The sequence below is a fragment of the Carboxydothermus hydrogenoformans Z-2901 genome (assembly GCF_000012865.1).
GTDB lineage: Bacteria > Bacillota > Z-2901 > Carboxydothermales > Carboxydothermaceae > Carboxydothermus > Carboxydothermus hydrogenoformans.
In genome coordinates this window covers 1,090,099-1,114,701 of the sequence record NC_007503.1, presented here as the reverse complement: position 1 = coordinate 1,114,701, position 24,603 = coordinate 1,090,099, and the positions used below count along the sequence as shown (strand labels likewise).

Genomic DNA, 24,603 nt, shown 5'->3' with positions numbered 1-24,603 from the left:
TTTACTTACCCCCTTCCAGCTGGCGGAAGGGTATGGCCCCTAATTTTCGCCGGCGGCGTTCAATACTTCTTTCTTCAAGTACTGTTAAGAGGCGGGAAGTTTTTGGTGTTTTATTTTCTTGCTCTTTTTTATTTTTTGCAGCAAGGTTGTTGTATTCCTGGATAACCAAAGGCTTGGCCAGTCCCTGCTTTTGGCCGTTATACCAGAACTCGATACTTTCTAAGTCAAAAGGGTCGTAACGGAGATCAACGGTTTTTCGTATCCATTCCAAACCAATTTCATAAAACCGTCCTTCAAGTTTGATACATCCTGTTTTATCTACCCGACGACTTGCTTCCCAGAGGAAAGCTTCCCGACATTCTTCCAGGCTGGCAAACCGTAAACGCCGGGTATCCTTCTGGAAACGGTTAGCCGGAGTTTCGTTTTCTAAAGAGCTGTGCGGGTGGTGGTTATAACCTTCTTCAACCCAAACAGCAAAAGCCTGGTTAAGTTCTGCCAGGGTCTCAGGTTGTTGCAGTTCTATTTCGGCTATAAAAGACTCAACGGTGCGGTTAAACCTTTCAATTTTCCCCTTAGATTCAGGTGAATATGGCTTAGTATTAATTGGCCTTATCCCCAGCCTGGCACATCCCAAACGAAACCAGCGGGAAACAAAAATCTTGCCATTATCTACATATACCGCATCCGGGATTCCTCGTTTCAAGATGGCTTTACGAAAACAATCTTCTAAAACTGGCCTCTTCTGGTCAAGATAAAACTCTCCATGACAAAGAAGACGAGTAGCATCATCGATAAATGCCACTAAATAAGTTCGCACTTTGCGTTTGGGATTCTTTGGATGCGGTAGATACGGCCCATATTTGATATCTGCTTGCCAGAGGCGATTACGCTGTTCTTTTGCAAAACGCCTGTGCCCTGATATCTTTTGGTTAGCTTCCTTTTGGGTTAGGCCTAAACGAGAAAGATGCCTTCCAAGGGTAGACCGGGCTAACATTCCTGCAGGAACTTTCTTTTCTCCTTCTAAAATCGCTATGATTTGGCTTACACTCCGTTCCGGAAGTTCTTCCTTAAGTTTTACCGCCTCTTCGATTATTTCATGGCTTATAGTACGACTGCTTCCATTATCAGACCGGATTTTTGGCATAAGACCGGATAAACCCTGCTGGCGGTAAAGTTGTAAGTAGCGGCGCAGGGTACGGGAGGAAATTTCACTCCTGGCTAAGATTTCTTTCCGGCGTTGGCGCTTTTCCGCCGCTTCTAAATCCGGCTCCAGCAAAGGTGCTATCAGAGCAAAACGTTTAAGAGCAATTTCTTGCTGATAAGATAATTCCTTTGGCAACCTGACCATCTCCTTGTTTAAATATGGTGTTAAATTCACCATACCACAATCCCAAGAATGGCCAGGAGACCAAACTATGTGAAATTAGTTAAAGCCAGAGGCCGACCACGTCCATGGTCAGCCAGAGATTTACCGCACCAAACACCGAAGTAGCTTTTACCGCCGGCAGTAGTTCTAAAGCCGCAAGCATTTGCTCCCAGGGCGACGACCGTGCTTCCGTTAGAAGCGATTTTATTTGCCCGGTGTATCTAAAAGCTATACTTTCTAAAACGCCTATAACCTCATGACATCGCTTTAGAAATCGGCGTATCCATCGCCGAGTAGTGGGAATATCCTGATTGCCCTCGACCCGTTCTGGCGGTACCTGCTTGGAAACTACTTCTTCAACTACAGCTGCAATCAAAACCTGGGAATAATGGCGGTAAGGCGCAACAAAATCCGGTAAAATGGCATGGGTTTTCCGGCAGTTAGAACAGCGATAGCGGGCTATTGGAATTCTAGTAGTAGTTCCATCTAAGGTTATTATTTTTCGTCGATACCATCCGTGAAAAGACATCTTTGCACTACAAACCGGGCAATACCATTGGTTTTCTTCCAAAAAATTTAAGTAATTTTCTAAATACTCCTTTACTGAAGCTCCAAGATAAGTTACAATCAAAGTACGGTATGGAGGAAAGTCTTCGGTAAGGGGAGTGTCAGCTCCGTAAACCTTACTCGAAGACTTTTCCTTTTTCTCCTTCTTTAGATTTTTTCTCCAATTATTCGCCATTATCTAAACAAATTCCTTTTCTATTTGGCCACGAAATCTGAGCATTGGACGGTTATTTTATGTGAGTAGAAACACCTGAAGTGGGTACATTTCTGTTTCCACATTAAATCCGTAAATCTCTGCTAAATGACGTGCTTTATTCTTCTCTTCTTCAGTATATGGACGGGCTAAATATGGTAAGTCTTCAGGTCTTGGTAAAATGATAGGACCATCAATTTTTAAACCTTTTATTACTTTGACTTCAATAATTACTTCAGCTGCAACATCGGTAGTATGACCAGCTACCTCACCATCCCCCATCATGGCATGGACATCGCCGACATATATCCCAGCTCCCGGAACTTTTACCGGTACAATTATCATTGTTCCTTCACAAACTTCGTTTATATCCATATGGCCGTCTGTTCTTAAAAGAAGTTGTTCCTCAGTAAGCGCATAATCATGAGGAGCACCTAAAAGGAAACTACCAAAATCTCCAGCATTGTGTGAAGATGGCATAGGAACAGCTGGACATGAGCCAATATTCCCAACCATCGGACGAACACGAGTCAACACTCCAGCTAGGTCACCTTTGGCAATAAGGTTTGAGGAATACTGATGTGATTCAGGGGGAATTGCGCTAAAATGACTTGCTTGTTTTGCTATTTCCTTAGCCAACTCTGGAGGAACAGTAATACCTATGGTCCTTTCTTCATTAAAAAGCATTGTGTAACCGTTATCTAAATGAAAAGGCTTAACAGGAGTGTGGCAGTTTACACATTTTATGGCGTCTTCGCCAATCCCATCTACATATGTTTTGGGATTAATTGCTCCACATCCCGGACATCTTTTGGCAACAAAAGGATCACCAACATAATTGCCATCATTAAAACTGTCAGTACCGGATGTCGTTGCTAGCGACAAGACGTTTATTTTCTTTATTTTAATTAAAACCGCATCTCCTACTTCAGCACCTTCAACTGCAACAGGATGAGTAACTTCGTGACCACTAGGATAATCAGGAGTAATCATAGGACCCCAGCACCCGGGTGAAACTCGGGCAACAATTGTTCCCCCATCTACTACAGGGCCTAGCATTGGCTCCCGGGGGTCCAATACCCAAGTCATTTTAGTGGTATGCACAATACGACTTGCCATTTTTCATTCCTCCTTATTTCTCTGAAATTTTTTAGGTTACCCCACATATAGTTTAAAAAATTAAAAATAAATATACGATTAGAATCAAGAATATTCTGCAATATTTAACACTTTTCTCTTCTTAATAATTCAAACTTTCTGAAGGTAGAAGCAAAATATCTTGCTAAATTTATGTTATATGAAGTTTTATTTTTATTTTTTCTTAAATAGAAATTTTTCATTTTTAAGCGAGTGTGAAAACCTTAAAATCGTCGTCGAAATCCAAGAATGCCAAAACCCTAAAACATCGACGACATTTATCTGCTTTAAATTACTAATTCGATGCAAACAAATTAAATCCTTCTAGCTGATAAGATATAAATTTAACAAAATAAAATTAAAGATAAATGGAGTTTTCCTAGTTTCAAAATTTAAAATTTAAAACATGGCATTCAAATGGAATCTTGTTGCCAAAATCCCCCGCGATGAAATTGAACCACCAGGAAAGCCAAAACCAAAAGTAAATGTTTGTTTTAATTCCAAGAGATGTGGAATCTATTTTAAAAGCAATTGATGGCGAACCTGCGTATATGCCAATTTTTCTCTCGGCTTTTTTAGGTTTACGTCAAGGGGAAGCCCTTGGCTTAAAATGGGAAGATATAGATATGGATAATGGAGTAGTCTTTGTTCGTCGTAATATTGTTTCTGTTAAAGGAAAACCGTATGAAAAAGAGCCTAAATCAGGTCATGGAAGAGCTGTTTTTCATGCCTGAAATAGTTAAAAAGGAATTACTAAAAGCAAAGGAAAAAATTAATGAACATAAAAAATCTTGGTCCTGCTTATAATGATACTGGTTATATTTGCATCTATGAAGATGGACTGTCTTTGCGACCTGACTATGTTACCAGAGTATTTATTAAAACTGTAATAAAACTTGGGATTCAGGCACGTTTTCATGATCTCCGGCATTTTTACGCCACTTTTCTTTTAGCGGCCGGCGTTCCCGCAAAAATAATTTCCGAAAGATTGGGACACTCGGATGTCTTTTAGCAATCATACAAATAAACGCATCTGGTAAAAATAGTAAAGCCCCGCAACTCCTTGCGGGGCTTTATTTTCAATGGTCGGGTTGGCGGGACTTGAACCCACGGCCTCCACATCCCGAATGTGGCGCGCTACCAAACTGCGCTACAACCCGTTGTCGCTATTATATTATGCATCATTTTTTTTTGTTAGTCAAGAATATTTGATAAATAATTTAAGAAATTAGCCGGAATATTTTTTCTTATGTAAGTCCATCCGTAAGTTAAAATTAAATAATACACAGCTGCGCCAAAAATTGCAATCACTATTAAGTATCCAATACTATTTATTTTATAACTTAGGATGTAAATAAATTTAAAGTATTTTAAATAAGCTAATAAGTATAAAAATATTCCTCCGCTACCAATAATAAGGGTTAGGATTTTTAAAGAAAGTTTACCATCACCTATTGCCAGCAAGAGTGGCATAAGTAGGTAAAGCAAGAAATATTTTAAAGCAACTATAGGATTAAGAAATAATACCGCTAAAATAGTTAATATCAGCACGTAAAGAAATGCCTGGCGCTTTCCTAAAAAATTGCTGCAAAATAACACCAAAAAACCAACACCAATGCCTATTACCCTTGGAGCGATGTGAAAATATTCTGCAACAAATGTTGCTAAAAAAGCCAAACTTCCAAGAAAAGTTGCCATAAGATCTTTCTTTAACAGCACGAAATGAAATCTCCTCCCATGCATTCGCAGCAGGTGTCTAACAAGCAGGCACCACACGCCACATCACATAAAGAAAGACCTTCTCTGCGGTAGCCACGGGGATGATGGGGATAATAATTAAAAATTTTATCTTGAAGAAATGGTTCTGCTTTTTCAAAGGCCCGAAAAGCTTTTGAAAACTCACCAGCAAGATCGTATAAAATTCCCAATAAATACCAGTACTCACCGCTAAGGCCGTTTTTTAAATCCGCTGTTACGTATTTTATTTGTTCAGTTAGGGGTTTTTCCTTTATCTTTTCCCAGTAAAGTTCAAGATTTTTTGGTAAGTAGGCGCCAAGATTCAGGTAAGTTTCCATATTCATCCTCCCTTAGGGATAAGTTTTTTAAAAATAGCTCAATAGCTTTGATGTAACTATTTTGTAAGACAACTATCATTTCCGGAGCAAACCTGTTATTTAAATCAAGTAGGTACTTTTTTATTATTTCCAAATGGCGGTACAAGACGAAATTAATTTCGTAAAAAGTTTTTCCGTACCTTTTATTTTTCAAATCCGGATAAGCTGCTAATATTGCATTAAATCTGCGTAAAATTATATCCTTTTTAAAATCACTAAGGGCATCAACTAAATAAATATAGCGTCCAATAAAATAAGAAAGATTATAAGCAGCAAAAATTTTATCGAAAGAAACATGACGTTCGACCAATGTATCTGCCGTAATTATACCCAAAAGAACTCCCGAAATTTCTCCATAGTATTCTAGGGTCTGTAATTTATTTTTTTCTCTAAGATGTTGTTCGTGTAAAAGAGAGTCAAATAAATTCCGGGCAACAATATGCTTTATTGGTAGGTCCTGCAAAAAGTCGATTAACTTTAAGCGCATAAAAAGTTTTGTGTAATATGCTGCTTTTACGATGCCAAAAGTAGGTTTATTATAACGAAATTTCTTTTTTACAGTATACGGGCAAAAAAAACTAACCACGTTAGGATTTTCATCAAAAAAAGAATCTATAAAAAGTGCCCAGAAGGTGAAATCGTAATTGTTGAATAGTTTAAAGCCTTCGAATTTTGAGCCTAATTCTTTACAGAGGGTACAATAAGTAGCCTTGAATTTTAACCCGAATTCAGTTTCTGCAAGGTTTTTGGGAAGTTTAAAGAAACCAAACATATATTTTTATATCCCGCCTGTCAAGTAGTTTACCGTTTTTATGCCCAGAACATATAAATCTACTGTTTTCAAGTAAGATAAGCAAACCTGGTCAAACAAAACTTGACTTTTTTGGTTATCCCACTTAATTACAGCAAGAGGAAGCCTGGGTAAAGGGTAAATTTGGTAAGACTCCGAACCAAAGGCTAATTTTACGGCATTTAAAGAACTTAATCTTTCGGGTAAAAACGCCTTTTCAGCCAGAGGCTTTAAGGCTTCATAAATAAATGGCTGGTAATGGTGCATTCCTTCCGGCAAATCTAAAAAGGAAAGCCACCTATTTTTTGGAGGAAAACCACTTGCCTGATAAAAATACCGAATTATTAAAGTTTTATCAAACTCATCAAGTTTTAAAGAACTAAAAGTAAAGCGGGTTAAATCAAAATAAATATTTTGCCCTAAGTATTTAAGATAAATCTTATCCCCGCAAAGCTTTCCCCCGGTACGTTCGGCGATACGATGCCTTCCCGCATAAAAGATAAATTCTTTGAGAGCGTTTTTAAAGGGGCTCAAGTTTTAACTCCTCCTGGTGATAAGAATGTAGAAAAACAAGACAAAAAATAATAAAAGCCAGACCAGAAAGGTATAATTGTTAGTTTGCAGCGAAAGTTTTATGTTTTTTTCCCGAGCTTTTGCAATTAATAAACGGTAAAAGTCGAAAGAGCCTAAAGCTTTAATTACAGTGGAATTTAAAGTGTTTATAACCCCTTTATTGTCAAGAACTTCTGACACTACTGCATTTAAATATTTCTCCCGCATTGCCGGATTGGCTTTAAATAAATTTTGGAGATCCGTCCGCAATGCTTTAAGCTCCGGCTCAATTTCTTGAAAATATTTTCTCCGTTCTTCCCGGGTTAAGGAATTAAGTGGCTTTAATAAAATTTTTTCAGAAGCTTTAAAAACAATTTTATCCTGTTTGAGCATTTCCAGTACTTTGCTTTCCATTTCCTTCCCTCATTATTTAATTTATTCGGTTTAAAAATTAAAACTCCTTTTTTTATAAAAAAATCCGCTAAAAATTAGCGGATTTTTAGCATATCTAAGATAAAGTTTGGTAATGCAAAGCAAGCATTATGGATTTCTTCATTGTAGTACTTAGTAGGAAACGTAATGTTGGGAGTTGTTTCTTTAGGATTATAAACTTTTGAAGCAACGGTAAAAGCAAAGAAACCGCTAATATATGACGGAACGGGAGCTAAAGCGACATTTACCTTGGGAAAAATATCTCGCAAAGTAGTTACGATTTTAACGAAAATATCGGGGTAGAAATTGGGCGATTCCGATTGAACCGCAGCTATTCCGTCAGCAGTTAAAGCATCAAAAAGGGAACGGTAAAATTCTTCACTGTATAAAACCACTGCAGGTCCCACAGGGTCTGAGGCATCCACAAAGATCAGGTCGTAATAATTTTTTACTTTTTTAACGTAACGGATACCATCATCAATAATAACTTCAACCCGGGGATCATTAAAACTTTCACTTAAAGATGGTAAGAATTGCTTTGAAGCTTTGATAACCTCTTCATCTATTTCAACTAAATCAACTTTTTCAATAGTTTTATGTTTTAATACTTCTCTTAAAGTTCCTCCGTCACCACCTCCTATAATCAGGGCCCGACGGGGAGACTTATGGGTAAAAGCTGCAGGATGAACCAACATTTCATGGTAAACGTATTCATCTTTTTCTGTGGTCTGGACCGCATCATCTAAAATTAAGGATCTACCGAATTCAGCAAATTCAACAATTGCCAGGTTTTGATACGGGGTTTTTTTCTGATATAATATATCAGAAACCCTCCAACCAACTTGATAATTTTCATTGTGTTTTTCAATATACCACATTTGCAAAACACCTCCAAATTAAATATTTTTTAATTAGGAAGGAGTATCTAAAATGGCTACAATAGGCTTTGTAGGACCCAGCGGTACAGGAAAAAGTCATAGAGCTGCTTTAATTGCTTTTGAAAATAATTGTCAAATTATTATCGACGATGGCTTGATAATTAAAGGTCAAAAAATTTTAGGAGGAATTTCGGCAAAAAAGCAAATATCAAAAATTGCTGCTATTCGCACCGCTTTATTTCAGGATACTTTTCACCGGGAAATGGCAAAAAAAATCCTGGAAAACTACCAATCGGAAAATATTTTAGTTTTAGGAACATCCAAGGATATGGTCGAAAAAATATGTGAAAATTTATCCCTCGAAAAACCCGAAAGGTTTATTTACATAAATGACGTCGCATCACCCGATGAAATAAAAATTGCCCGTTTTCACCGTTCGCGCCTTGGAAAACACGTTATACCGGTACCCGCCTTTGAAGTAAAAAAATCTTTTCCAGCGATATTTTTTGAACCGGTAAAAATTTATTTTAAAAGAGGAAAAAAAGTAAAGACTGTTTTCGATAAAACAATAGTTAAGCCGTTTTACAACGAATTGGGTAAATTGTCGATTGCGGAAGATGCGTTAGAAAAAATTTTAGCTTTTATCTTATCCCAAAATAAACCTGTAAAAAAGGTTTTAAACATTGATCTAACTTATTCATACGGACTGTTAGCCGCAACGGTGGAAGTAGCTGTGGAAAAAAGTTCAGATATCCCCCAGCAAATTAAAAAATTTATACCACACGTTATCAAGGAATTTGAAGGACAAACCGGTATTGAAATTGTTAAGTTAGATGTAATTGTCAAAAAGATTATTATTTAACTTCAATTAACTTGTATTTTCGGGAGCCTAAACCTATTGCTTCCCCATAAATCAACTGTTTCTCCCAGTTAATTGAAGGCTTGTTAGCTTTAATCTTATCAACCCCCGGAGCTAATTTACCTATAACGGAGTTCTCAATAGATCCAGCATTATTCACTAAATCCACGGCTGCTTGGTCAATAGCTATGGGATCAAAGGAAGCTAAAATACCTATATCTGGCACCAGGGGAACATCATTCCAACTGCAGCAATCACAATCCGGGGAAATGTCAGTTAAAAAAGTAATAAAAGCAGCTTTTCCTTTTTTGTCTTTTAAAACGCCATAGGTGTATTCAACAATTTTTTCCTGAATAACATCATTTTCATCTTTCCAGTTAATTTTTATGGCATGGTAATTGCAGGTTACGGTACATTCACCGCAACCTATGCAGAGCTCATAGTTTATGACGGCTTTGCCGTTTTCATACGAAATGGCTTGAGCCGGACACCAGCGGGCACATTTTCGGCAGCCGGTACAGATTTCCGCATTAACTTCCGGCAGCAGATCGGAGTGCATTTGCTGTTTTCCCGAACGGCTTCCCAAACCCATTCCTATATTTTTCAGGGTTCCGCCAAAACCGGTAGCTTCGTGGCCCTTAAAATGGGTTACAGCAATTAGGGCATCGGCTAAGACGGCAGCACTTCCAATGTTTACTTCTTTAAAATGTTTTAAATTAACTGGCACTTTTATGTAATCCTTTCCGGTAAGACCATCGGCAATTATTAAGGGAGCACCCACTACAGCATAGTCAAAACCATTTTCAATAGCAGTTTCCAGGTGATCGACGGCATTGGCCCTGCTCCCGACATACAAGGTATTGGCATCGGTCAGAAAGGGTTTTCCTTTTTTGGCTTTAACTTTGTTAACTATTCTCCTGATAAATTGAGGTCTAATATAAGCGGTATTTCCCCTTTCGCCAAAATGAAGCTTAATTGCCACCAAATCATTTGGTGCTACAATATCCATTAACCCGCTCCGGTCAATCAAGCGTTCCAGTTTTTCCAGTAAACTTGCTCCTTTCTGGGCACGCACATTCACAAAATAAACTTCGGAACTCATAAATCTCCCCCTTCGTTTAATGCCATTTTCCTGACTTAAAAATTAAATAAATTAAATAACCGGCGGCAAGTATTGATAATATGTAGGTGGCAGTCCCTAAAGTTTGCAAAAGCCGGCCATCGGCAGCTACAATTAAACCTGAAGCAATAAGTAATGAAGAAATTATTAACCCAAAAGTAATTCTCATTGAAGTCCTGTCCAAAGCTTTGATGAAGATTTCTAATCCGGCATGCCGAAAAATTACCTGGAAGGTTCCCTCATCAAACTTTTTTAAGATTGAAAAGAAAAGCAACGGTAATTTTCCCTTAATTTCCAAGTACCTGTATAAATTTAAAGCTATATCGGACGGTGCCAATGTGTTTAAGGTAGTTTTTATTAAAGTTTCTTCGCCATATTTTTTAGCGATTTCAAAAAAATTAAAACGTGTTCCCAGGGAAATAGCAGTACTTTCCAGAGTTAACGCAGCTTTACCGATATAAACAAGATTTACCGGCAAATTAATACCATACTTGATACTAATTTTAATAATATCAAGAATTAGCTTTCCCGCCAAGACCTCACCCTTACCCACTTCCGAAACGAGTTCAAGTAACTTGTACATTTCCTGGTAAAAAGTAAACTCATCAATTTCTCCCCGGTATTGTCCCAGGCGAAAAATTAAATTAATTACTCCATTTAAATTTTTTTCACATAAATAAATAAATAGTTCGGCCAGGATTTCAACGGTTCTCTGGTCTACAAAGCCAACGGCACCCAAGTCCAAAAAGCAAAGCTTTTTATTTTTGGTAAAAATAATATTACCCGGATGAGGGTCTGCATGAAATATCCTTTCCCAAAATAAAAGACGGCAAAAGTTATGGATTAGCTTCTCTCCTAAGGTTGGGTAATATACCTTTTGCTCTAAAAAATTTTTTAAAAGATTGCCGTCCACGTACTCCATTACTAAAACATTCCGTCCCGATAATTCCTTAAATGCTTTCGGAATTATCAGGTCTTCATAATTTTTAAGAGCCCTGTGAAAAATTTTTAAGTTTTGCAGTTCGTTTAAAAAATCTAATTCTTCTTTAAGTTTGATTTCAAATAGATTGAAAATCTTGTTCAAATCGAAATGGGAAATAAATCCTAAAGCTCTTAATTGTGGTAGTAAATACTTTTTGATAACTTCCAAATCGGTTTTTATAGTTTCTTCTATATCTGGTCTTTTAATTTTAAGAACAACTTTTTCCCCACTTTTTAAAATTCCGAAATAAACCTGAGCAATTGATGCACTGGCTATAGGTCGGGGGTCAATTTCCTTAAAGTTAGTAAAGTAGTTTACCGCAAAAGTTTCTTCAATAAATTTTTTGCACACCGTAAAGGAAACCGCTGGTACGTTATCCTGTAAATTACGAAGTACTGTTATAAACCTTTCGTCTACCAGGTCAGGGCGCGTACTTAAAAACTGCCCAAATTTTATAAACGTAGGGCCTAAATCGGTGAAGAGTTGTAGGATCTGGGAATCCGTTAATACAACTTGTTTTTGTAACTTGTTTTTCAGGACCGTTAGCCCATATTTACTTAAAACCCGAAGAATTTCTCCAAGCCTTTGGGATTCTTGCATGTCAATCAGCCCGTTGTTTTTTTTAAACAGTAATAGTTTTCCCTAATTATTTTTCTACATTCCTCGGGTTTTCCTCAGGCGAATATCTAAATCCACCGGTAGCCAGTAGTGATGGCAAAGCTCAAAAATGCGCGAAGTAGTTCTCTCTCCTAAATAATTTTCTAAATCTTCAAGACTTATATTTGTGGTTATTACTACCGGTAATTGATAGTACAACCGGTGATTTATTATTAAATACAAAGTATTTTTTGTCCATTCGGTATAATTATGAGCACCCAAATCATCTAAAATTAATAGTTCGGTGGATAACGCTTTTTCAATTAAGTAACCATCGTTTTCATCACCAAAGCTTTGCTTAATTTTTTCTAAGTATTCAGGTACAACTACAAATAAAACATCTTTCCCTGCTTTAAGCGCTTCATTGGCAATTATCGCTGCTAAAAGCGTTTTCCCACTCCCCACCGGTCCGGAAAAATACAATCCTTTTACCGGTTGATTGGTGGTAAGAAGTTTAACAAAATTTATAGCAGCCTTTAAAGCCCTTTGGGCACTTTCGTAATAGGAAATGTTTCTCTCGCGGTCGATGTGATATTTTGAATAATAGCTCAAATCAAAATCAGCAAAAGTCATATTCCGGTATAATGGTGGAATAAAACTTTTTTCCTGTTTTAAGCTTAAATCTTTTTTGCTAAGGCATTGGCATTTTTCATATTCTCCCTTTTCATTTAAAATTAGCCCACGATCCTGGCAAATTAAACATTTTGTCATTTAAATCACCTAACTTAAATAAAGTTTTTTAATTAGCTCCTTCTTTTTCTCGTCCATGTCATTATTTTCATTTTTACTGGCTTTAGCAGTCTTCTTTTTCTTCATTTGCTCTTCAAAGTTATTAACTTCTTCAATAGTTTTAATATTATTACTTTCCCAGCGGTAAAGAATAGCATCAATATACCGAAAACTTTTTTTATTTAAAATTACTGCCCTTTTTAAGGCCTCATAGATTAATTCTTCTGAGTATTTTTTTTGATTTAACCAGTTATCAATAAGTTCAATTTCAATAGGAGACAGTCCTCTTCCAAATTCCCGGCTAAAAACCTCTACCACTCTTGCCGCAGAATCTACGCTACCTTTTTCTAAAGGCCTATTGTTTACTTCATTTAAGACTTTTTGGGCAGCCCATAGATCGGTTAATTTTTCGAAAAGCGGAGTGTAATCAATTGTTTCTACATATTTTCCAGATTTTTCATCAAATTTCTTGCTCACAGAAATAATGCCTTTTTTAATTAACTCGCGATAATTCTTTTTAATTTCTCCTAAATCCTCTCCTAAGCTTTTGGCTAAAAACTCAGCCGAAGGTAATAAGTTTCCTTCATTATTAAAACTCATCAGTTGAAGTAAAAATACCAATTCTTTTTCCGTTAAATTTAGATGCCGGTAATTTTTTAATAAAAAAACGGGAACACTTAGCAACCCTTGATTAAATAGCTCAGCTAAAAACAAAGTTAATCCGCTCATCAGAAGTCCTCCCAAATTACCCATTTACCTCTTGCCAACGAAACCGGCTTTAAATTATATTTTTTAAGAATTTCTAACGCTTTTTGGCTTTCATAACCAAGCTCCGAAAGGGTATGGGCATCGGACCCAATTACAAATTTATCGATACCTGCCAAGAGCAATTTTTCAAAATAAAATTGATGAGGATGAATGAAATTATGACCGCGCCTGAGCGCCGAGGTGTTGAATTCAATAATTTGACCCTTTTGCTTGATCAAATAGAAAATATCCCTAATTTTTTCATCAAAAACCAACAATTTTTCAAGCTCAAAAAAATTAAGCCCGTATCGCAAGAATAAATCCAAATGCCCAATAACTTCAAATAACCCGGATTTAACAAGGTTTTCAAGCCGCACAAAATATTTATTAATGATTTCTTTAGCCGAATACCGAACAAACAATTGATATGCTTCTTTTTTTGAAGAAATAGCAAGATGATCTAAGGTATGAATAGACCCTATTAAAAAGTCAAAGGGGTACTTTTCTTTTAATTTGCTAATTTTTTCTTCAATTCCTTCAAAATATCCTACCTCTAACCCAATTTTTATAGCTAAGCGGTCTTTATATTCTTCTTTTAACTTTTCTATTTCGGCAAAATAGAACTTCAACCATTCATCAACTTCCATAGGTTGTATCTCGCCGTTTACTCTTACAAACCAATCCAGGTGCCTTCTTTCTGGCTCTGCCTCAAAATGCGTTGTAAAGGCAATTTCTTTAAGATTTAGGGCAAGAGCTCTTTCGCAGTAATCTTTTAGCGGATAATCGGCTGCATCTATTGAGTAACCGGGGTGTATATGGTAATCCTGCAATCCTACCCCTCCAATCTCGCAATAATAATATATCAGAAAATCAGGAAGTTTAAAAGAAAAAAGCCTGAAGTTTAAACTTCAGGCCGTGGAAGCAGTCCAGCTCTTTCCACAATAACCGGAACAATATCTTCCCAGGCAATTGCCATGATATGAACCCCAGCAACGCCTTTAACATTCTTTAAGTGTTCAATCATTTCAACGGCAATTTTTACCCCTTCTTCTTTTTGGTCTTCGGCTTTCTCCATCCGTTCTATTATATGGTCAGGCATTATCATTCCGGCAACGTTTTTCATATACTTAGCAGCTTTCGCTGATTTTAATGGCGTAATACCTGCTAAAATATACGCCCTTTCGTGGAGCCCTCTTTCTCTAACCATTTCCATAAATCTTTCAAATCTTTCCATATCAAAGATACACTGGGTTTGAATAAACTGTGCCCCCGCTTCTATTTTTTTCTCAAGGCGTAAAACTCGAAACTCAAAGGGATCACCAAAAGGATTTTCTACGGCGCCAATGAAAAAGCGCGGTTCATGTTCTTTAATAGGTTCACCGGATAAAAATTGTTTTTCATCTCTTAATTTTTTGATGGTTTGAATTAACTGGATCGAATCCAAATCGTAGACGTTTTTAGCAGTAGGATGGTTACCGAACGATTGGTGGTCCCCGGTCAGGGCCAAAACATTGCGTATTCCAAGACTATACGCTCCTAATAAGTCCGATTGAAGCCCAATGCGATTTCTATCCCGGCAGGTCATTTGAATGATTGGTTCAACTCCCTCGGATAATACATGAAAACCAGCGGCAATACTGGATAATCTAACCACCGCAGTTTGGTTATCGGTTAAGTTTGCTCCATCAATGTAATTCTTTAAGTTACGAGCATGTTTGCGTACTACTTCTCCGTTACTGTTTTTGGGAGGTCCAATTTCTGCCGTAACCACAAAATGACCTTCGGCAAATAATTTTTCCAGGCGGCTTTCCGTTATCATAACCGGACCTCCTCCTTAATTACTTTCCTGGGACCACCATCCCGGGCTTTAGACCAATCTTTGGGTGGTTGAATCTTAAGGATTAGGTCAAGGCTATTTAAACTTTTTAACCGGTCATAAATCAACTGCCAAGCACAGTCGATTTCACTGGAAACCTCGCATTTTCCGTTCTGCGAGCCACCACAAGGGCCATTTAACAAGCTCTTAGAACAACGGATTACCGGACATACCCCACCGGTTAGGTGTAAAATACATTCTCCGCAAAGGCCACATCTTTCTCCCCAAACTCCCAACTCTAAATTTGCTCCAGCAAACTTTGTATTTAGAGCAGGATAAACCCATTTACCAGGATAGTTCTCGGCCATAAATTGAACTCCGACACCGCAAGCGGTTGATAAAACAGCATCGACTTTGGCAACTTCTTCCGCAACGGACTTAACATATTCTGGATCGCACTGCCGGGTAATAGTGGTGGTAATAGTTTTAAACGGTTTGTTTTCTTTTTGGAAGTAAAGCCGCAGGGTCGTAGCGAGCTGTTCTGCTTCTTTCTCACCCCCGGCTAAACATACCGTAACGCAACCGCCGCATCCCAAGACTAAAATACTTTCATGCTTTTCCACCATCTTAATTATTTCTTCGAGCGGTTTTCTTTCAGCAACAATCAAGGTTTGGTCACCCTTTCCTCAGGTAATTAAATCGTACTTAAGATGTTTTTCAGACTATCAACATCTCCCGGCTTTAAGCCGTAAAAAGCAATTGTTGCTCTGTCATAACCGATTTCCTTTAAAATCTTGACCGCCTCTTCTACTCGTTTTTGTGCCCTTTGACTACCTTTTAAAAAGCGGCAATCATTACCGGTTCCGCCTAAAACAAATACCTTTTCAAAACCATTCTCCACCGCTTCTAATAACATATTTACTGATATGGTGCCGGTACAGGGGAGATCGGTAAGAACAATGTTATCCGGTAAAGAAATTTTGTATTGACTTAATAAATCGAAAGTTAAATAGGAACAGTAAGAACACTGATAAATTAAAATTTTAGCCGTCATCATTTACCCTCCCCTGCTAATACCCTTATTTCAGCCAATACCCCGTGATGGGGACGATTGTTCTGAACAATTGCTTTGTTGGGACATTCGGAAGCACATATACCGCAGCCCTGACAGGAAATTGGATCGATATATGCAACGTTTTTGCCATTAATCACTACTGGAACCGAGTATGGGCAAACCCGAACACAGGTTAGGCAGGCAGCGCACTTTTCTTCAATAACTTCACTGTAATTGACTTTTAACTGGGAATTTTGTAATTGATTTAGATAAGTCAGCACATTTTTTGCGGTGTTTTGAGCAGAATAGAGGATCTCCCTTACGGTTTTGGGTCCTTGAGCTTCACCGGCCACAAAGACTCCCCATTTGGGGAAGTAACCTCCAGAAATATCTTGGTGGGATTCCCGTAAAAATCCAAATTCATCAAGCCCAACTTTGAACAATTCTGCCAGCTTTTCATTTTCCTTATTGGGAACAGCCCCTTCGGCTAAAACCAGTAAATCAAGGACAACATCGTCTAAATAGTTCTCGTTGGTAACAACTTGAATTTTACCGCCGGTAGATTTAATTTCCGGATATTGACCGCGATTATAAACCACAAACTTAATTCCTAACTCTCTTGCTTTTAAGTACTTGTATTCATATTTACCGTAAGCCATTATATCCTGATGAAAGATAAAGACATCCTTTTCCGGAAACTTTTCTTTAATAAAGATTGCCGCATCTAAACTTGAAACGCAACAATTGCGACTGCAAATGGGGTTTAAATCATTTCGACTACCGGCACATTGCAAAAAACCAATTGAGTCACATTGCGAAAGCAAGTCCGCCGAGGAAAATAAGTCTTCCTGGAAGATAACTTGCGAAGTTTTTTTATAGCGGCCGTAACTCTTTTGCGTTCCGGTTGCTAAAATGACGGCAGCAGCGTTGATGTTCAAACGCTTACCAAAGCGTTCAATAATTAATTGATAATTACCTGGACCACCTGAGACTTCCACAATTTCTGCATTTTTTAGTAAAAGAGCCCCGCGGTTTTCTAACTTTAAAAGGATTTTTTCAATAAACTCCTTTAAATTAATTCCCTCTAAGGGAATGACTTTATTTTTATGCTTACCACCAAAGGAATCTTGTTTTTCAACAACTGTTACCAAAACGCCTTTTTCGGTTAGTGCTTCCGCTACTTTTAACCCTGCAAGACCACCGCCTATTACAACTACATCAAAGTTAATATCATTTTTCACCTTAAGCGCCGGGTTAGTGCTGAATTTTAGGCGAGCTAAAGCTCCTGCTACCAATTTTGGCGCAATAGCTTTAAACTTTTCCTTGCCGTATAAAGAGTATCCCTGTTCTTTCAGGTTTACCACTTCAAACCTTGTACCGATTGATTCCTCATAAGCTAACTTCTCCAACCCGGGCAAAATTTTTATCTTGCTACAACCGGCAAAAACTGCATTACCAATTTGGTTGTCGAGTAAGAAACTTCTTACTTTGCCCAGATCATCTTCATTCAAACAGTCGGAAATAGTAATATTTGGTAAATCTGCTGCTGTACCTTTTAGCTCATCAACCGGCAATGACCCTCGACAATTACAGAAAATAATACCGGTGTTGGTAAAATATTTAATTTCCCTGGTGCTTTGGACATTTTCTTTAAAATTTATTTCCGGAAGAGTTGCAGAACCTGCGGAGACCATGCTGTCTGCGCCATCCATTGGATTTAAGAACGAACCGGCAAAGTATATTCCCGGTCGAATTTGATGGGGATTTTCCGGTGTACCGTAAAATTCCAGGAGCTCATTTTCGGCAATGTTGAGACTGGCCAAAAGAGTTTTAATATTTGGGCTTATTTCTGCTCCTTGGGCTAAAACTACCAAATCAAAAAGTTCATCTTTAAAACGTCCATTGTTTAAATAACGAATAATCGGCTTATAGCTTTTTGGTTCTTCTTTTATAGCCGAAATCATGTTGCGAATAAAACTTACATTATTTGCGACCGCTCTCTGATATAACTTTTCAGCACCCTTATTGTAAAGCCTTAAGTCCAAATAAAAGACCTTGACAACGGTATCAGGCAAAACTTTTTTCAGAAGGTCAATTTCTTTTAAACTATATAAACAACAAAAGCCAGAGCAATAAGGCTTTCCAGGCCCAATTCCGTTATTTCGGGAACCTACACACTGGATAAACGCTACTTTTTCCGGTGGATTCTTTTTTATTTCTCCAGTTTTTAGTAAATTCTCTAATTCTAAGCCCGTTAAGACAAAATTATTTATCCCATACAAGTATTCGGCTCTTTCTTCAGGATTAAAGGGCACAAAGCCAGGGGTAAAATACACTCCATCAAAAACTTTGGTGTAGTTTTCCTTAGGAGCAATAATTTCGGTATAAAATTTTCCCTTTTCTTCATTAATCACCGAAACCTTTGAACCATAAAGGACCTTTACCCGTTTGGAAGCCATCAGACTTACTGCTTTACTGGTAAACAAATAATCTCCGGGATGGTAGGTTCCGCTAAAATAAGCAAGGTTTATTCCCGGTTCCAAAGGTTTTTGGCTGTTAAACTTTCCTCCCGGCATTGCTGATTCTTCTACCAGCCAAACTTCATGCCCATTTTCTTCTAAATCCTGGGCTATTTGTAATCCCACTGCGCCGGCACCGATTACCAGATAGCTTTTTGTCATAAAAACCTCCCCACCTTCCCCTTAAGCTTTTAACGAAGGGGGAACAAGATGTTTGGCAAACCACTTTTCTACAGGTAAACCCAAAGCATAACCAATTAGCTCCGAAATGTATAAAACCGGTAAAAGCTGTTTGTTTTGTTCCGGTGAATCCCAGTTTATCTGCCGTCCATCTAAATTTGCCTGGCAGAGGGGACAAGCCGTAACTATCAGTTCTGCTTCATTATCGCGGGCATTTGCAACAATATTATTAACCAGTTTCACAACCAATTCAGGTTTTGAAAGAGCTTGGCTACCACCGCAGCATTCATTTTTTGCATTCCAACGAACCGGCGAAGCTCCTAAAGCTTCCAGAAGTTTTTCCATTTTTGTTGGCCTTTCGGGATTATCAAATCCAACTACATTGTGTGGTCTTAAAAGCAAGCAACCGTAGTAAGCAGCAACTTTTATTCCTCCTAACGGCCTTTTAATTAATTTTTTTATTTTTTCGATATTTTCTGGTTTTAAAACATATTCAATAAAATTTAAAACGTTTATCTTATTTTGGTATGTTAACCCTAATTGATGTTCCATGTCGGCAACTAAATCTTGCTTTTGACCATGGGCAACTTCAAATTGTGCGGTTTTGAAAAGATTATAGCAAGCCGCACAGGGCACCAACAATTCGTCAAATCCTTCCTTTTCCGCAAGCATTAAATTACGAAGGGGAAGTCCAATTGCCAGTTCCGATGAAGTGCTGTGGCCGGCGGTAGCTCCACAACAATTCCAATCATCGATTTCTTTTACCTCGTTGTTAATTGCCTTTACAACGGCCAAAACTGACTCGTTATATTCGGTAGCAGTTGAATGAAGTGAACATCCGGGATAATATCCGGTTTTCATTACTCACTCCCCTTTACACTGGAAAATAAATTTTTGACTTCCCATATTTTGTTGATTTTATGGGGAGTAATCTTTATTTTTCCTTTTAAAAACATCTGTAACCCCATTTTCATATCCTGAGTAAAGTTTTTGGTTTTTAACTTGTGTTTCACTATCATCCCTAATTCGTAAGCCCGTCCATAGTCATAAACCGTATCCAAAAAGCTTTCGTAAAAATCAGCAACCGCTTTAACTCCGACAGGTAATTTATGTTTAAAATGAATATTTTTAAGAGCATCGTGGATAGCCCCAATATCAATACCATTTGGACACCGCTGAACACAGGTTTTGCAGCTAACGCAAATCCAAGAGGCATTGCTGCCAATCAATTTTTCTGATAGGTTTTTATTTATCAAATCAACTACCTGGTGGGGAAGATAGTCCATTTCTTCCGCCACCGGACAGCCTAAACTACATTTTTGACATTGAAAGCAGCGACTTACCGGCTGATGGGACAGTTCTGCAATTTCCATAGTTAAGGTGTTATTGGCCATTACAATCCCTCGCCTTAAATTGAATTAAATAAATGGTATTAAGACGGGGCAGAGCCCCGTCCTCTTACTTCTGTCTAAAGGTTTTAAGATAAGAATCGCAGTAAATTTCTTTATTAAGCAAGATGTGAGCAGTGGCCGCCGCATCTACCAGGGCATCATCATCAACATCCATTATTGCCGCATCTAAGCCGGCAGTCATAGCCATAACCAGATAAGTTCTATTGATAAGCGGCCGATCCGGGCATTTTTGGGAAACGTTGCTTAAGCCCAGAACTGTTCTTGGAGCCGGATTAGCCATTAGTTTAATTTGGCGGATAGTTTCCAATACCTCAACCGCATGTTCCTGGGCAACGTTTACCGGCAAAATAAGAGGGTCAATATAAAGCTCAGTCATAGGAATACCATGAGCATCAGCATTTGCCACAAGTTCCATTGCCAATTGGGAACGGTCATTGGCATCTTTGGGCACGCCCTTTTCATTCATGGTAAGACCGATAATCGCTGCTTCGTATTTTTTGGCCATGGGGAAGAATATATCCATTTTCCACTGATCTGCCGAAGTAGAGTTTATCATAGCATGACCCCGGTGAACCTTTAAACCGGCTTCGATGGCATCAGGGTTAGTAGAATCAAGGCAACAAGGTAAATCAACAACTTCTTGAATTGTTTTTACCAGCCATTCCATTACGCGCACCGGATCATCGGCAGTTGGACCGGTATTAACATCCAAGTAATGGGCACCTTTCTCAGCCTGCCTTCTCGCCCATTCTTGAATCGGACGTGGGTCCTTATTTAAAATAGCCTCCCGAATGTCCTTAAACATTCCGTTAATACGCTCACCGATCATTATAAACATCTTAAATTTCCCTCCTGTAAATTATTTTAAAATTCTTTTTAGATGTTCTTTAACTTCAGCCAAAGACTTGGGATGGCGCATAACAAAGAGGTGCCCTCCCGCTTGAATAAGCGCAACGGTAGTTACGGTTTCCCAGTGGATTGCCCGCAGGGCATAATCACCCCATTCGGCAACCTCGGGATCTTTAGCTTCCTTTGCTTTCCAGGCTTCCTGACCAATAAAACAGACTACCGGCATGGCCAAAATTTTATCACCGGTTAAGGCTCCCAGACGCATTCTTTCAATAATGGAATACGAATATTCAATACCGTATCCCAATGCGCCAATAAGCGGGTCCATAATGATGCGGTTAGGAGCAAGGTTCATTTCCATTATCATGATGTTTAGCTGTTTTGATAAGTTAATATCCAGAGGCGCGGAAGCCACTACCGAATGACCGTGAACCATACAGGTTGCAACTATTGGCTTATAATTGTCTTTTGTTGCCGAAGAAAGCAGGCAGTTCCTTCCCGATAAGGCTTCCCCAATAACCGGGAAAATCTCCGCATCTTTTTCTTCCACACCACAGCCGATAATCATCAAGGGAACGTCAATAGCATCAGCAACAGCCTTGCAAACTTCAGCTAACTCTGCTCCGGATCGGTTTTGGCCATCGGGGTGAGCGGATACCAGCCTTAAAGCTACGATGTCTGCTCCGTACTCAACGCATTTTTTGGCCCAGGCTACCGGGTCGTTTATTACATCTTTGAAAGGCTCAACTAAAATATCTGGCCAGTCGGTTGGCGGTGTATCAAATACTTCTAATGCAAAGCGAGGTGGATTTGGCATTTCCCCTTCAAAAGTTAAGAAAGGTAGAGTACTGTCGCCACCCAAAGTTACCGTTTTATCGCCAGTACCTAAGGTTACTTCTACAACTTTTGAATTCCACTTTTCTTTTAAAACCTCAACAGCCATCTAAATCTCTCCTTTCCGTTATTTCTTATCAGATAATACCCGCATTTTGTAAAATTTTCTTGACTGCCACTACCGCTTTACTATCCTCGGGTAGATTAATTAACGGTTTGCTATACCGGTCAAATTCCGTCACCAACTCATCATTGGGTATTACACCAATTAACTTTAACCCGGTTTTCTCAATTTCTTCTTGAACTTCAGGGATATCTTTTTCCTCAATCCGTGTTATAACTAAGTATTTTTCTTTGATTTTTAAATCCAAGGAATCGATAAGCTGTTTGATTCTTCCTGCCGACCTTATTCCCCGCACACTACCGTCACTTATGACAAAAAATACATCTACCTCATCGGTAGTTCTACGGCTCAAGTGCTCCATACCAGCCTCGTTATCCATTACGATATAGGGATAATTATTGCTGAGAGTTAAAATAAACTGCCGTAATAAATTATTAGCATAACAGTAACATCCCTGACCCTCGGGGCCTCCCATTACTAAAAGGTCCACATCATCCCCCTCGGAAAGGGTTTCATGAATTTTAAAACTTATATACTGGTCTTTAGTCATACCTGCCGGAATGGGATCCATATTTTTCGCTAACCGGTTTATTACATCGGAAATTGCCTGTTCAACTTGTAAACCCAGAGCTTCATTTAGATTAGCATTGGCATCCGCATCCACAGCCAGGATGGGTCTTTTACCAGACATTAGCAACTGTTTGATAACTAATGCCGAGAAGGTGGTTTTTCCCGTACCGCCTTTTCCTGCAACCGCAATTTTAAAGGCCATGACAACTCCTCCTGCCTTTTCTTATTCTACTGAAGGAAATAGATGCAAATCGGTATGGGGAATAAACGATGCCGAAACAAACTCATCCATGAAAGTAGTACCTACACTTAATTCAAGGTAGGTCATTTTCCGTGCTATTTCCTTAACCTCAGCACAAGCTTTTCGGGAAAGCAAGGCTTTCCTTGCACCTTTTAGCGAGCTATTCCCCACATAGGAAAACTTATTAATATCGATGTCCGGTAAAAGGCCGATGGTTATAGCATCTTTTATGTTGAGATATTTACCAAATCCTCCAGCAATGATAACCCGGTCAATAGCTTCTAAGGGCAAATCAACCATAGCTAACATCGTCCGAACTCCTGCAAAAATAGCAGCTTTAGCCCGAATTAAATTTTGGATGTCCGCTTCGGTAATGACTATGTCCTTATTATTACCGCTTTCATTGGCCCAGGCTAAGACAAATTCCAGCCCATCTTCCCCTTCGCGGATTCGTTCTTTATTTACTGTTCGGTCGATTTTGCCGCTACGGTCAATAATTCCGGCCCTTTTTAAGTTAGCAAGCAGGTCAATTAAACCCGAACCACAAATACCTACAGGAGGTATTCCTCCAACGGTTTGGTATTTAACTTTTAAGCCTGCTTCAGAAATGCTAACCCGTTCAATGGCTCCCTGCATAGCCCGCATACCGTGCTTAATTCCGCTTCCTTCAAACGCTGGACCCGCTGAGCAGGCGCAAGTTACAAGCCAGTCTTTATTGCCAAGAACCATTTCTCCGTTTGTCCCGATATCGATAAATAGGGTTATTTCGTCGGAATTTGCCAGCCCGGTATATAAAACCCCTGAGGTAATATCACCACCCACGTAGCTGGCAACGTTGGGCATAATGTAAACAAAGCCCTTGGGATTCATTTCAATTTTAGCTTCTGTTGCCGGTACTGGTGGTATAAACAGAGCAGCTGGAGTATACGGTTCTAAACGGATATATCGTGGATCTATCTCTAAAAAGAGGTGGGTCATGGTAGTATTGCCGGCAACTACTGCAGCCATAATTTCCTTTTTCTCTACACCATGTTCCTTGCAAAGTTGGAAGATAAGCTCGTTTATTGTGGATAATACAGCTTTTCGTAATTTTTCTGCACCATCTGGATTTTCGTCCACATAGATAATTCTGCTGATGACATCATCCCCAAAAGCTGCTTGTTTGTTATAATTCCCTTTTGTTCCCAACACTTTACCAGATACAAGATCCACCAATTGCACCACAACAGTAGTGGTGCCAATATCAATTGCTAAACCAAAGACCCTCTGGCTTGCACTTCCGGATTTAATATACAGGGCTTTATTCAGTCCCAGATAATCACTAACTCCCACCGTTACGGAAAAGTTTTCGTTTCGTAAGATTTGTGGAAGGTCCTTTAACTGTTCGTATTCTACAATCAGATTACCATTTTCCTGGCGGGAAAAGGTTGCCGTAAGTCTTGATAGATCATCCCTTGGGTCATCTAAGGTTGGTACCGGTAATTCCAGTGATACTTCTTTAAAAAGAGGGTCCAATTCATCTTCTTCCGCTAAATCTAATTCATTCATAACTCCAGAAGCTTTTTCATCATCAGTTACTATTTGGTGTTGAGTAAGGCGTGAGTCAAAAGGAATTTCAATAATTAAATCACTTTCGGGGTATGTTTGACAGGCAAGAACATAACCCTGAGCAATTTCTTCTTGTTTTAATTTTCCGTAGCTTTCGACTCTTTTTTGCCCGTCCACCACCCGAACTAGGCATTTACCGCAAGTACCGGCACCACCGCAAACAGTTTTAATATTAATTCCCGCTAAATTTAAAGCTTCCATTAAATTGGTATTTTCGGAAATTGCTACTTCCTTTTGGTCTGGTTTAAACAAAACTTTATATTCTGCCATTAC

27 protein-coding genes and 1 tRNA gene are annotated in these 24,603 nt (G+C 38.6%); 3 read left to right on the top strand and 25 right to left on the bottom strand.

From position 1 onward, the window contains the following. Position 1: 1 nt before the first annotated feature. From CHY_RS05825 to CHY_RS05815, 3 genes are all read right to left on the bottom strand, one after another. Positions 2–1,348, bottom strand: a complete 1,347-nt coding sequence (locus CHY_RS05825; protein WP_011344162.1) for an IS481-like element ISChy3 family transposase — start codon at positions 1,346–1,348, stop codon at positions 2–4. 79 nt (positions 1,349–1,427) lie between these two features. Further along, positions 1,428–2,108 carry a DUF6431 domain-containing protein gene (locus tag CHY_RS05820; RefSeq protein ID WP_011344161.1) on the bottom strand — a complete coding sequence of 227 codons (681 nt, stop codon included), beginning with the start codon at positions 2,106–2,108 and terminating at the stop codon, positions 1,428–1,430. A gap of 57 nt (positions 2,109–2,165) precedes the next feature. Further along, positions 2,166–3,245, bottom strand: a complete 1,080-nt coding sequence (locus tag CHY_RS05815) for an acetamidase/formamidase family protein (RefSeq protein ID WP_049752078.1) — start codon at positions 3,243–3,245, stop codon at positions 2,166–2,168. Between the two features lie 527 nt (positions 3,246–3,772). Here CHY_RS05815 and CHY_RS05810 point away from each other — a divergent pair. Both CHY_RS05810 and CHY_RS05805 read left to right on the top strand, forming a co-directional pair. Then, a complete protein-coding gene (locus tag CHY_RS05810; protein ID WP_162485066.1) occupies positions 3,773–3,997 on the top strand; it encodes a hypothetical protein in 225 nt (74 codons plus the stop codon). Positions 3,998–4,038: 41 nt separating this feature from the next. Continuing rightward, entirely contained in the window at positions 4,039–4,275 is a 237-nt protein-coding gene (locus tag CHY_RS05805) for a tyrosine-type recombinase/integrase (RefSeq protein ID WP_041537676.1), read from the top strand. Positions 4,276–4,346: 71 nt separating this feature from the next. On the opposite strand, the gene CHY_RS05800 is transcribed toward CHY_RS05805, so the two are convergent. The 7 genes from CHY_RS05800 to speE form a co-directional block, all read right to left on the bottom strand. Next, positions 4,347–4,423: transfer RNA gene (locus tag CHY_RS05800), tRNA-Pro, on the bottom strand. Positions 4,424–4,457: 34 nt separating this feature from the next. Further along, positions 4,458–4,982, bottom strand: a complete 525-nt coding sequence (locus CHY_RS05795; RefSeq protein WP_041537675.1) for a hypothetical protein — start codon at positions 4,980–4,982, stop codon at positions 4,458–4,460. After that, the gene (locus CHY_RS05790; protein ID WP_028052128.1) at positions 4,973–5,338 is read right to left on the bottom strand and encodes a tetratricopeptide repeat protein; all 366 of its coding nucleotides are present in this window, start codon (positions 5,336–5,338) and stop codon (positions 4,973–4,975) included. Before CHY_RS05790 ends, CHY_RS05795 begins: the two co-directional genes overlap by 10 nt. Continuing rightward, a complete protein-coding gene (locus tag CHY_RS05785; RefSeq protein ID WP_011344157.1) occupies positions 5,292–6,149 on the bottom strand; it encodes a DUF5685 family protein in 858 nt (285 codons plus the stop codon). Before CHY_RS05785 ends, CHY_RS05790 begins: the two co-directional genes overlap by 47 nt. Positions 6,150–6,155: 6 nt before the next feature. After that, the gene (locus CHY_RS05780; protein WP_011344156.1) at positions 6,156–6,701 is read right to left on the bottom strand and encodes a DUF3786 domain-containing protein; all 546 of its coding nucleotides are present in this window, start codon (positions 6,699–6,701) and stop codon (positions 6,156–6,158) included. Between the two features lie 3 nt (positions 6,702–6,704). Then, on the bottom strand, positions 6,705–7,133 hold the full coding sequence (locus tag CHY_RS05775; RefSeq protein WP_011344155.1) for a hypothetical protein: 429 nt from the start codon (positions 7,131–7,133) through the stop codon (positions 6,705–6,707). A 74-nt stretch (positions 7,134–7,207) separates the two neighbouring features. Further along, positions 7,208–8,029: a polyamine aminopropyltransferase gene (gene speE, locus CHY_RS05770; protein WP_011344154.1), complete on the bottom strand. Its 822-nt coding sequence runs from the start codon at positions 8,027–8,029 to the stop codon at positions 7,208–7,210. Between the two features lie 52 nt (positions 8,030–8,081). Between speE and CHY_RS05765 the strand changes: the two genes are divergently transcribed. Beyond that, positions 8,082–8,891, top strand: a complete 810-nt coding sequence (locus CHY_RS05765; RefSeq protein WP_011344153.1) for a hypothetical protein — start codon at positions 8,082–8,084, stop codon at positions 8,889–8,891. Here CHY_RS05765 and CHY_RS05760 read toward each other — a convergent pair. The 15 genes from CHY_RS05760 to CHY_RS05690 all read right to left on the bottom strand — a co-directional run bounded on the left by CHY_RS05760 (position 8,884) and on the right by CHY_RS05690 (position 24,600). Next, entirely contained in the window at positions 8,884–9,990 is a 1,107-nt protein-coding gene (locus CHY_RS05760) for a DUF362 domain-containing protein (RefSeq protein ID WP_011344152.1), read from the bottom strand. The two genes, CHY_RS05765 and CHY_RS05760, sit on opposite strands and share 8 nt — an antisense overlap. A gap of 16 nt (positions 9,991–10,006) precedes the next feature. Then, positions 10,007–11,590 carry an ABC1 kinase family protein gene (locus CHY_RS05755; RefSeq protein ID WP_011344151.1) on the bottom strand — a complete coding sequence of 528 codons (1,584 nt, stop codon included), beginning with the start codon at positions 11,588–11,590 and terminating at the stop codon, positions 10,007–10,009. A 54-nt stretch (positions 11,591–11,644) separates the two neighbouring features. Beyond that, the gene (locus CHY_RS05750; protein WP_011344150.1) at positions 11,645–12,358 is read right to left on the bottom strand and encodes an ATP-binding protein; all 714 of its coding nucleotides are present in this window, start codon (positions 12,356–12,358) and stop codon (positions 11,645–11,647) included. A gap of 9 nt (positions 12,359–12,367) precedes the next feature. Then, entirely contained in the window at positions 12,368–13,105 is a 738-nt protein-coding gene (locus CHY_RS05745) for a DnaD domain protein (protein WP_011344149.1), read from the bottom strand. Beyond that, on the bottom strand, positions 13,105–13,953 hold the full coding sequence (locus CHY_RS05740; protein ID WP_011344148.1) for a histidinol-phosphatase: 849 nt from the start codon (positions 13,951–13,953) through the stop codon (positions 13,105–13,107). Before CHY_RS05740 ends, CHY_RS05745 begins: the two co-directional genes overlap by 1 nt. A 71-nt stretch (positions 13,954–14,024) precedes the next feature. Continuing rightward, a complete protein-coding gene (locus tag CHY_RS05735) occupies positions 14,025–14,942 on the bottom strand; it encodes a methylenetetrahydrofolate reductase (protein WP_028052135.1) in 918 nt (305 codons plus the stop codon). Next, a complete protein-coding gene (locus CHY_RS05730) occupies positions 14,939–15,607 on the bottom strand; it encodes a methylenetetrahydrofolate reductase C-terminal domain-containing protein (protein WP_011344146.1) in 669 nt (222 codons plus the stop codon). The genes CHY_RS05735 and CHY_RS05730 overlap by 4 nt, the downstream gene beginning before the upstream one ends. Positions 15,608–15,633: 26 nt before the next feature. Beyond that, on the bottom strand, positions 15,634–15,996 hold the full coding sequence (locus tag CHY_RS05725) for a hydrogenase iron-sulfur subunit (protein WP_083757282.1): 363 nt from the start codon (positions 15,994–15,996) through the stop codon (positions 15,634–15,636). Further along, the gene (locus CHY_RS05720; protein ID WP_011344144.1) at positions 15,993–18,674 is read right to left on the bottom strand and encodes an FAD-dependent oxidoreductase; all 2,682 of its coding nucleotides are present in this window, start codon (positions 18,672–18,674) and stop codon (positions 15,993–15,995) included. The genes CHY_RS05725 and CHY_RS05720 overlap by 4 nt, the downstream gene beginning before the upstream one ends. A 21-nt stretch (positions 18,675–18,695) precedes the next feature. Beyond that, positions 18,696–19,553 carry a CoB--CoM heterodisulfide reductase iron-sulfur subunit B family protein gene (locus CHY_RS05715; RefSeq protein WP_011344143.1) on the bottom strand — a complete coding sequence of 286 codons (858 nt, stop codon included), beginning with the start codon at positions 19,551–19,553 and terminating at the stop codon, positions 18,696–18,698. Beyond that, positions 19,553–20,086 (bottom strand): 4Fe-4S dicluster domain-containing protein, encoded by a 534-nt coding sequence (locus CHY_RS05710; protein ID WP_011344142.1) that lies wholly within the window; start codon positions 20,084–20,086, stop codon positions 19,553–19,555. Before CHY_RS05710 ends, CHY_RS05715 begins: the two co-directional genes overlap by 1 nt. Positions 20,087–20,150: 64 nt before the next feature. Next, positions 20,151–20,942, bottom strand: coding sequence for a methyltetrahydrofolate cobalamin methyltransferase (locus CHY_RS05705; RefSeq protein WP_011344141.1), 792 nt, complete (start codon positions 20,940–20,942; stop codon positions 20,151–20,153). A 21-nt stretch (positions 20,943–20,963) separates the two neighbouring features. Continuing rightward, positions 20,964–21,896: an acetyl-CoA decarbonylase/synthase complex subunit delta gene (locus CHY_RS05700; RefSeq protein WP_011344140.1), complete on the bottom strand. Its 933-nt coding sequence runs from the start codon at positions 21,894–21,896 to the stop codon at positions 20,964–20,966. 28 nt (positions 21,897–21,924) lie between these two features. Further along, positions 21,925–22,683: an AAA family ATPase gene (locus CHY_RS05695; RefSeq protein WP_011344139.1), complete on the bottom strand. Its 759-nt coding sequence runs from the start codon at positions 22,681–22,683 to the stop codon at positions 21,925–21,927. 21 nt (positions 22,684–22,704) lie between these two features. Then, a complete protein-coding gene (locus CHY_RS05690) occupies positions 22,705–24,600 on the bottom strand; it encodes an ASKHA domain-containing protein (RefSeq protein WP_011344138.1) in 1,896 nt (631 codons plus the stop codon). Between the last annotated feature and the right edge of the window lie 3 nt (positions 24,601–24,603).

Bases quoted from the DNA above. Each gene is read 5' to 3' on its own strand.
- CHY_RS05825 (WP_011344162.1), bottom strand. From the start codon at position 1,348: ATGGTCAGGTTGCCAAAGGAATTATCTTATCAGCAAGAAATTGCTCTT.
- CHY_RS05820 (WP_011344161.1), bottom strand. From the start codon at position 2,108: ATGGCGAATAATTGGAGAAAAAATCTAAAGAAGGAGAAAAAGGAAAAG.
- CHY_RS05815 (WP_049752078.1), bottom strand. From the start codon at position 3,245: ATGGCAAGTCGTATTGTGCATACCACTAAAATGACTTGGGTATTGGAC.
- CHY_RS05805 (WP_041537676.1), top strand. From the start codon at position 4,039: ATGAACATAAAAAATCTTGGTCCTGCTTATAATGATACTGGTTATATT.
- CHY_RS05790 (WP_028052128.1), bottom strand. From the start codon at position 5,338: ATGGAAACTTACCTGAATCTTGGCGCCTACTTACCAAAAAATCTTGAA.
- CHY_RS05785 (WP_011344157.1), bottom strand. From the start codon at position 6,149: ATGTTTGGTTTCTTTAAACTTCCCAAAAACCTTGCAGAAACTGAATTC.
- CHY_RS05775 (WP_011344155.1), bottom strand. From the start codon at position 7,133: ATGGAAAGCAAAGTACTGGAAATGCTCAAACAGGATAAAATTGTTTTT.
- speE (WP_011344154.1), bottom strand. From the start codon at position 8,029: ATGTGGTATATTGAAAAACACAATGAAAATTATCAAGTTGGTTGGAGG.
- CHY_RS05765 (WP_011344153.1), top strand. From the start codon at position 8,082: ATGGCTACAATAGGCTTTGTAGGACCCAGCGGTACAGGAAAAAGTCAT.
- CHY_RS05760 (WP_011344152.1), bottom strand. From the start codon at position 9,990: ATGAGTTCCGAAGTTTATTTTGTGAATGTGCGTGCCCAGAAAGGAGCA.
- CHY_RS05755 (WP_011344151.1), bottom strand. From the start codon at position 11,590: ATGCAAGAATCCCAAAGGCTTGGAGAAATTCTTCGGGTTTTAAGTAAA.
- CHY_RS05750 (WP_011344150.1), bottom strand. From the start codon at position 12,358: ATGACAAAATGTTTAATTTGCCAGGATCGTGGGCTAATTTTAAATGAA.
- CHY_RS05745 (WP_011344149.1), bottom strand. From the start codon at position 13,105: ATGAGCGGATTAACTTTGTTTTTAGCTGAGCTATTTAATCAAGGGTTG.
- CHY_RS05735 (WP_028052135.1), bottom strand. From the start codon at position 14,942: ATGATAACGGAAAGCCGCCTGGAAAAATTATTTGCCGAAGGTCATTTT.
- CHY_RS05725 (WP_083757282.1), bottom strand. From the start codon at position 15,996: ATGATGACGGCTAAAATTTTAATTTATCAGTGTTCTTACTGTTCCTAT.
- CHY_RS05720 (WP_011344144.1), bottom strand. From the start codon at position 18,674: ATGACAAAAAGCTATCTGGTAATCGGTGCCGGCGCAGTGGGATTACAA.
- CHY_RS05715 (WP_011344143.1), bottom strand. From the start codon at position 19,553: ATGAAAACCGGATATTATCCCGGATGTTCACTTCATTCAACTGCTACC.
- CHY_RS05710 (WP_011344142.1), bottom strand. From the start codon at position 20,086: ATGGCCAATAACACCTTAACTATGGAAATTGCAGAACTGTCCCATCAG.
- CHY_RS05705 (WP_011344141.1), bottom strand. From the start codon at position 20,942: ATGTTTATAATGATCGGTGAGCGTATTAACGGAATGTTTAAGGACATT.
- CHY_RS05700 (WP_011344140.1), bottom strand. From the start codon at position 21,896: ATGGCTGTTGAGGTTTTAAAAGAAAAGTGGAATTCAAAAGTTGTAGAA.
- CHY_RS05695 (WP_011344139.1), bottom strand. From the start codon at position 22,683: ATGGCCTTTAAAATTGCGGTTGCAGGAAAAGGCGGTACGGGAAAAACC.
- CHY_RS05690 (WP_011344138.1), bottom strand. From the start codon at position 24,600: ATGGCAGAATATAAAGTTTTGTTTAAACCAGACCAAAAGGAAGTAGCA.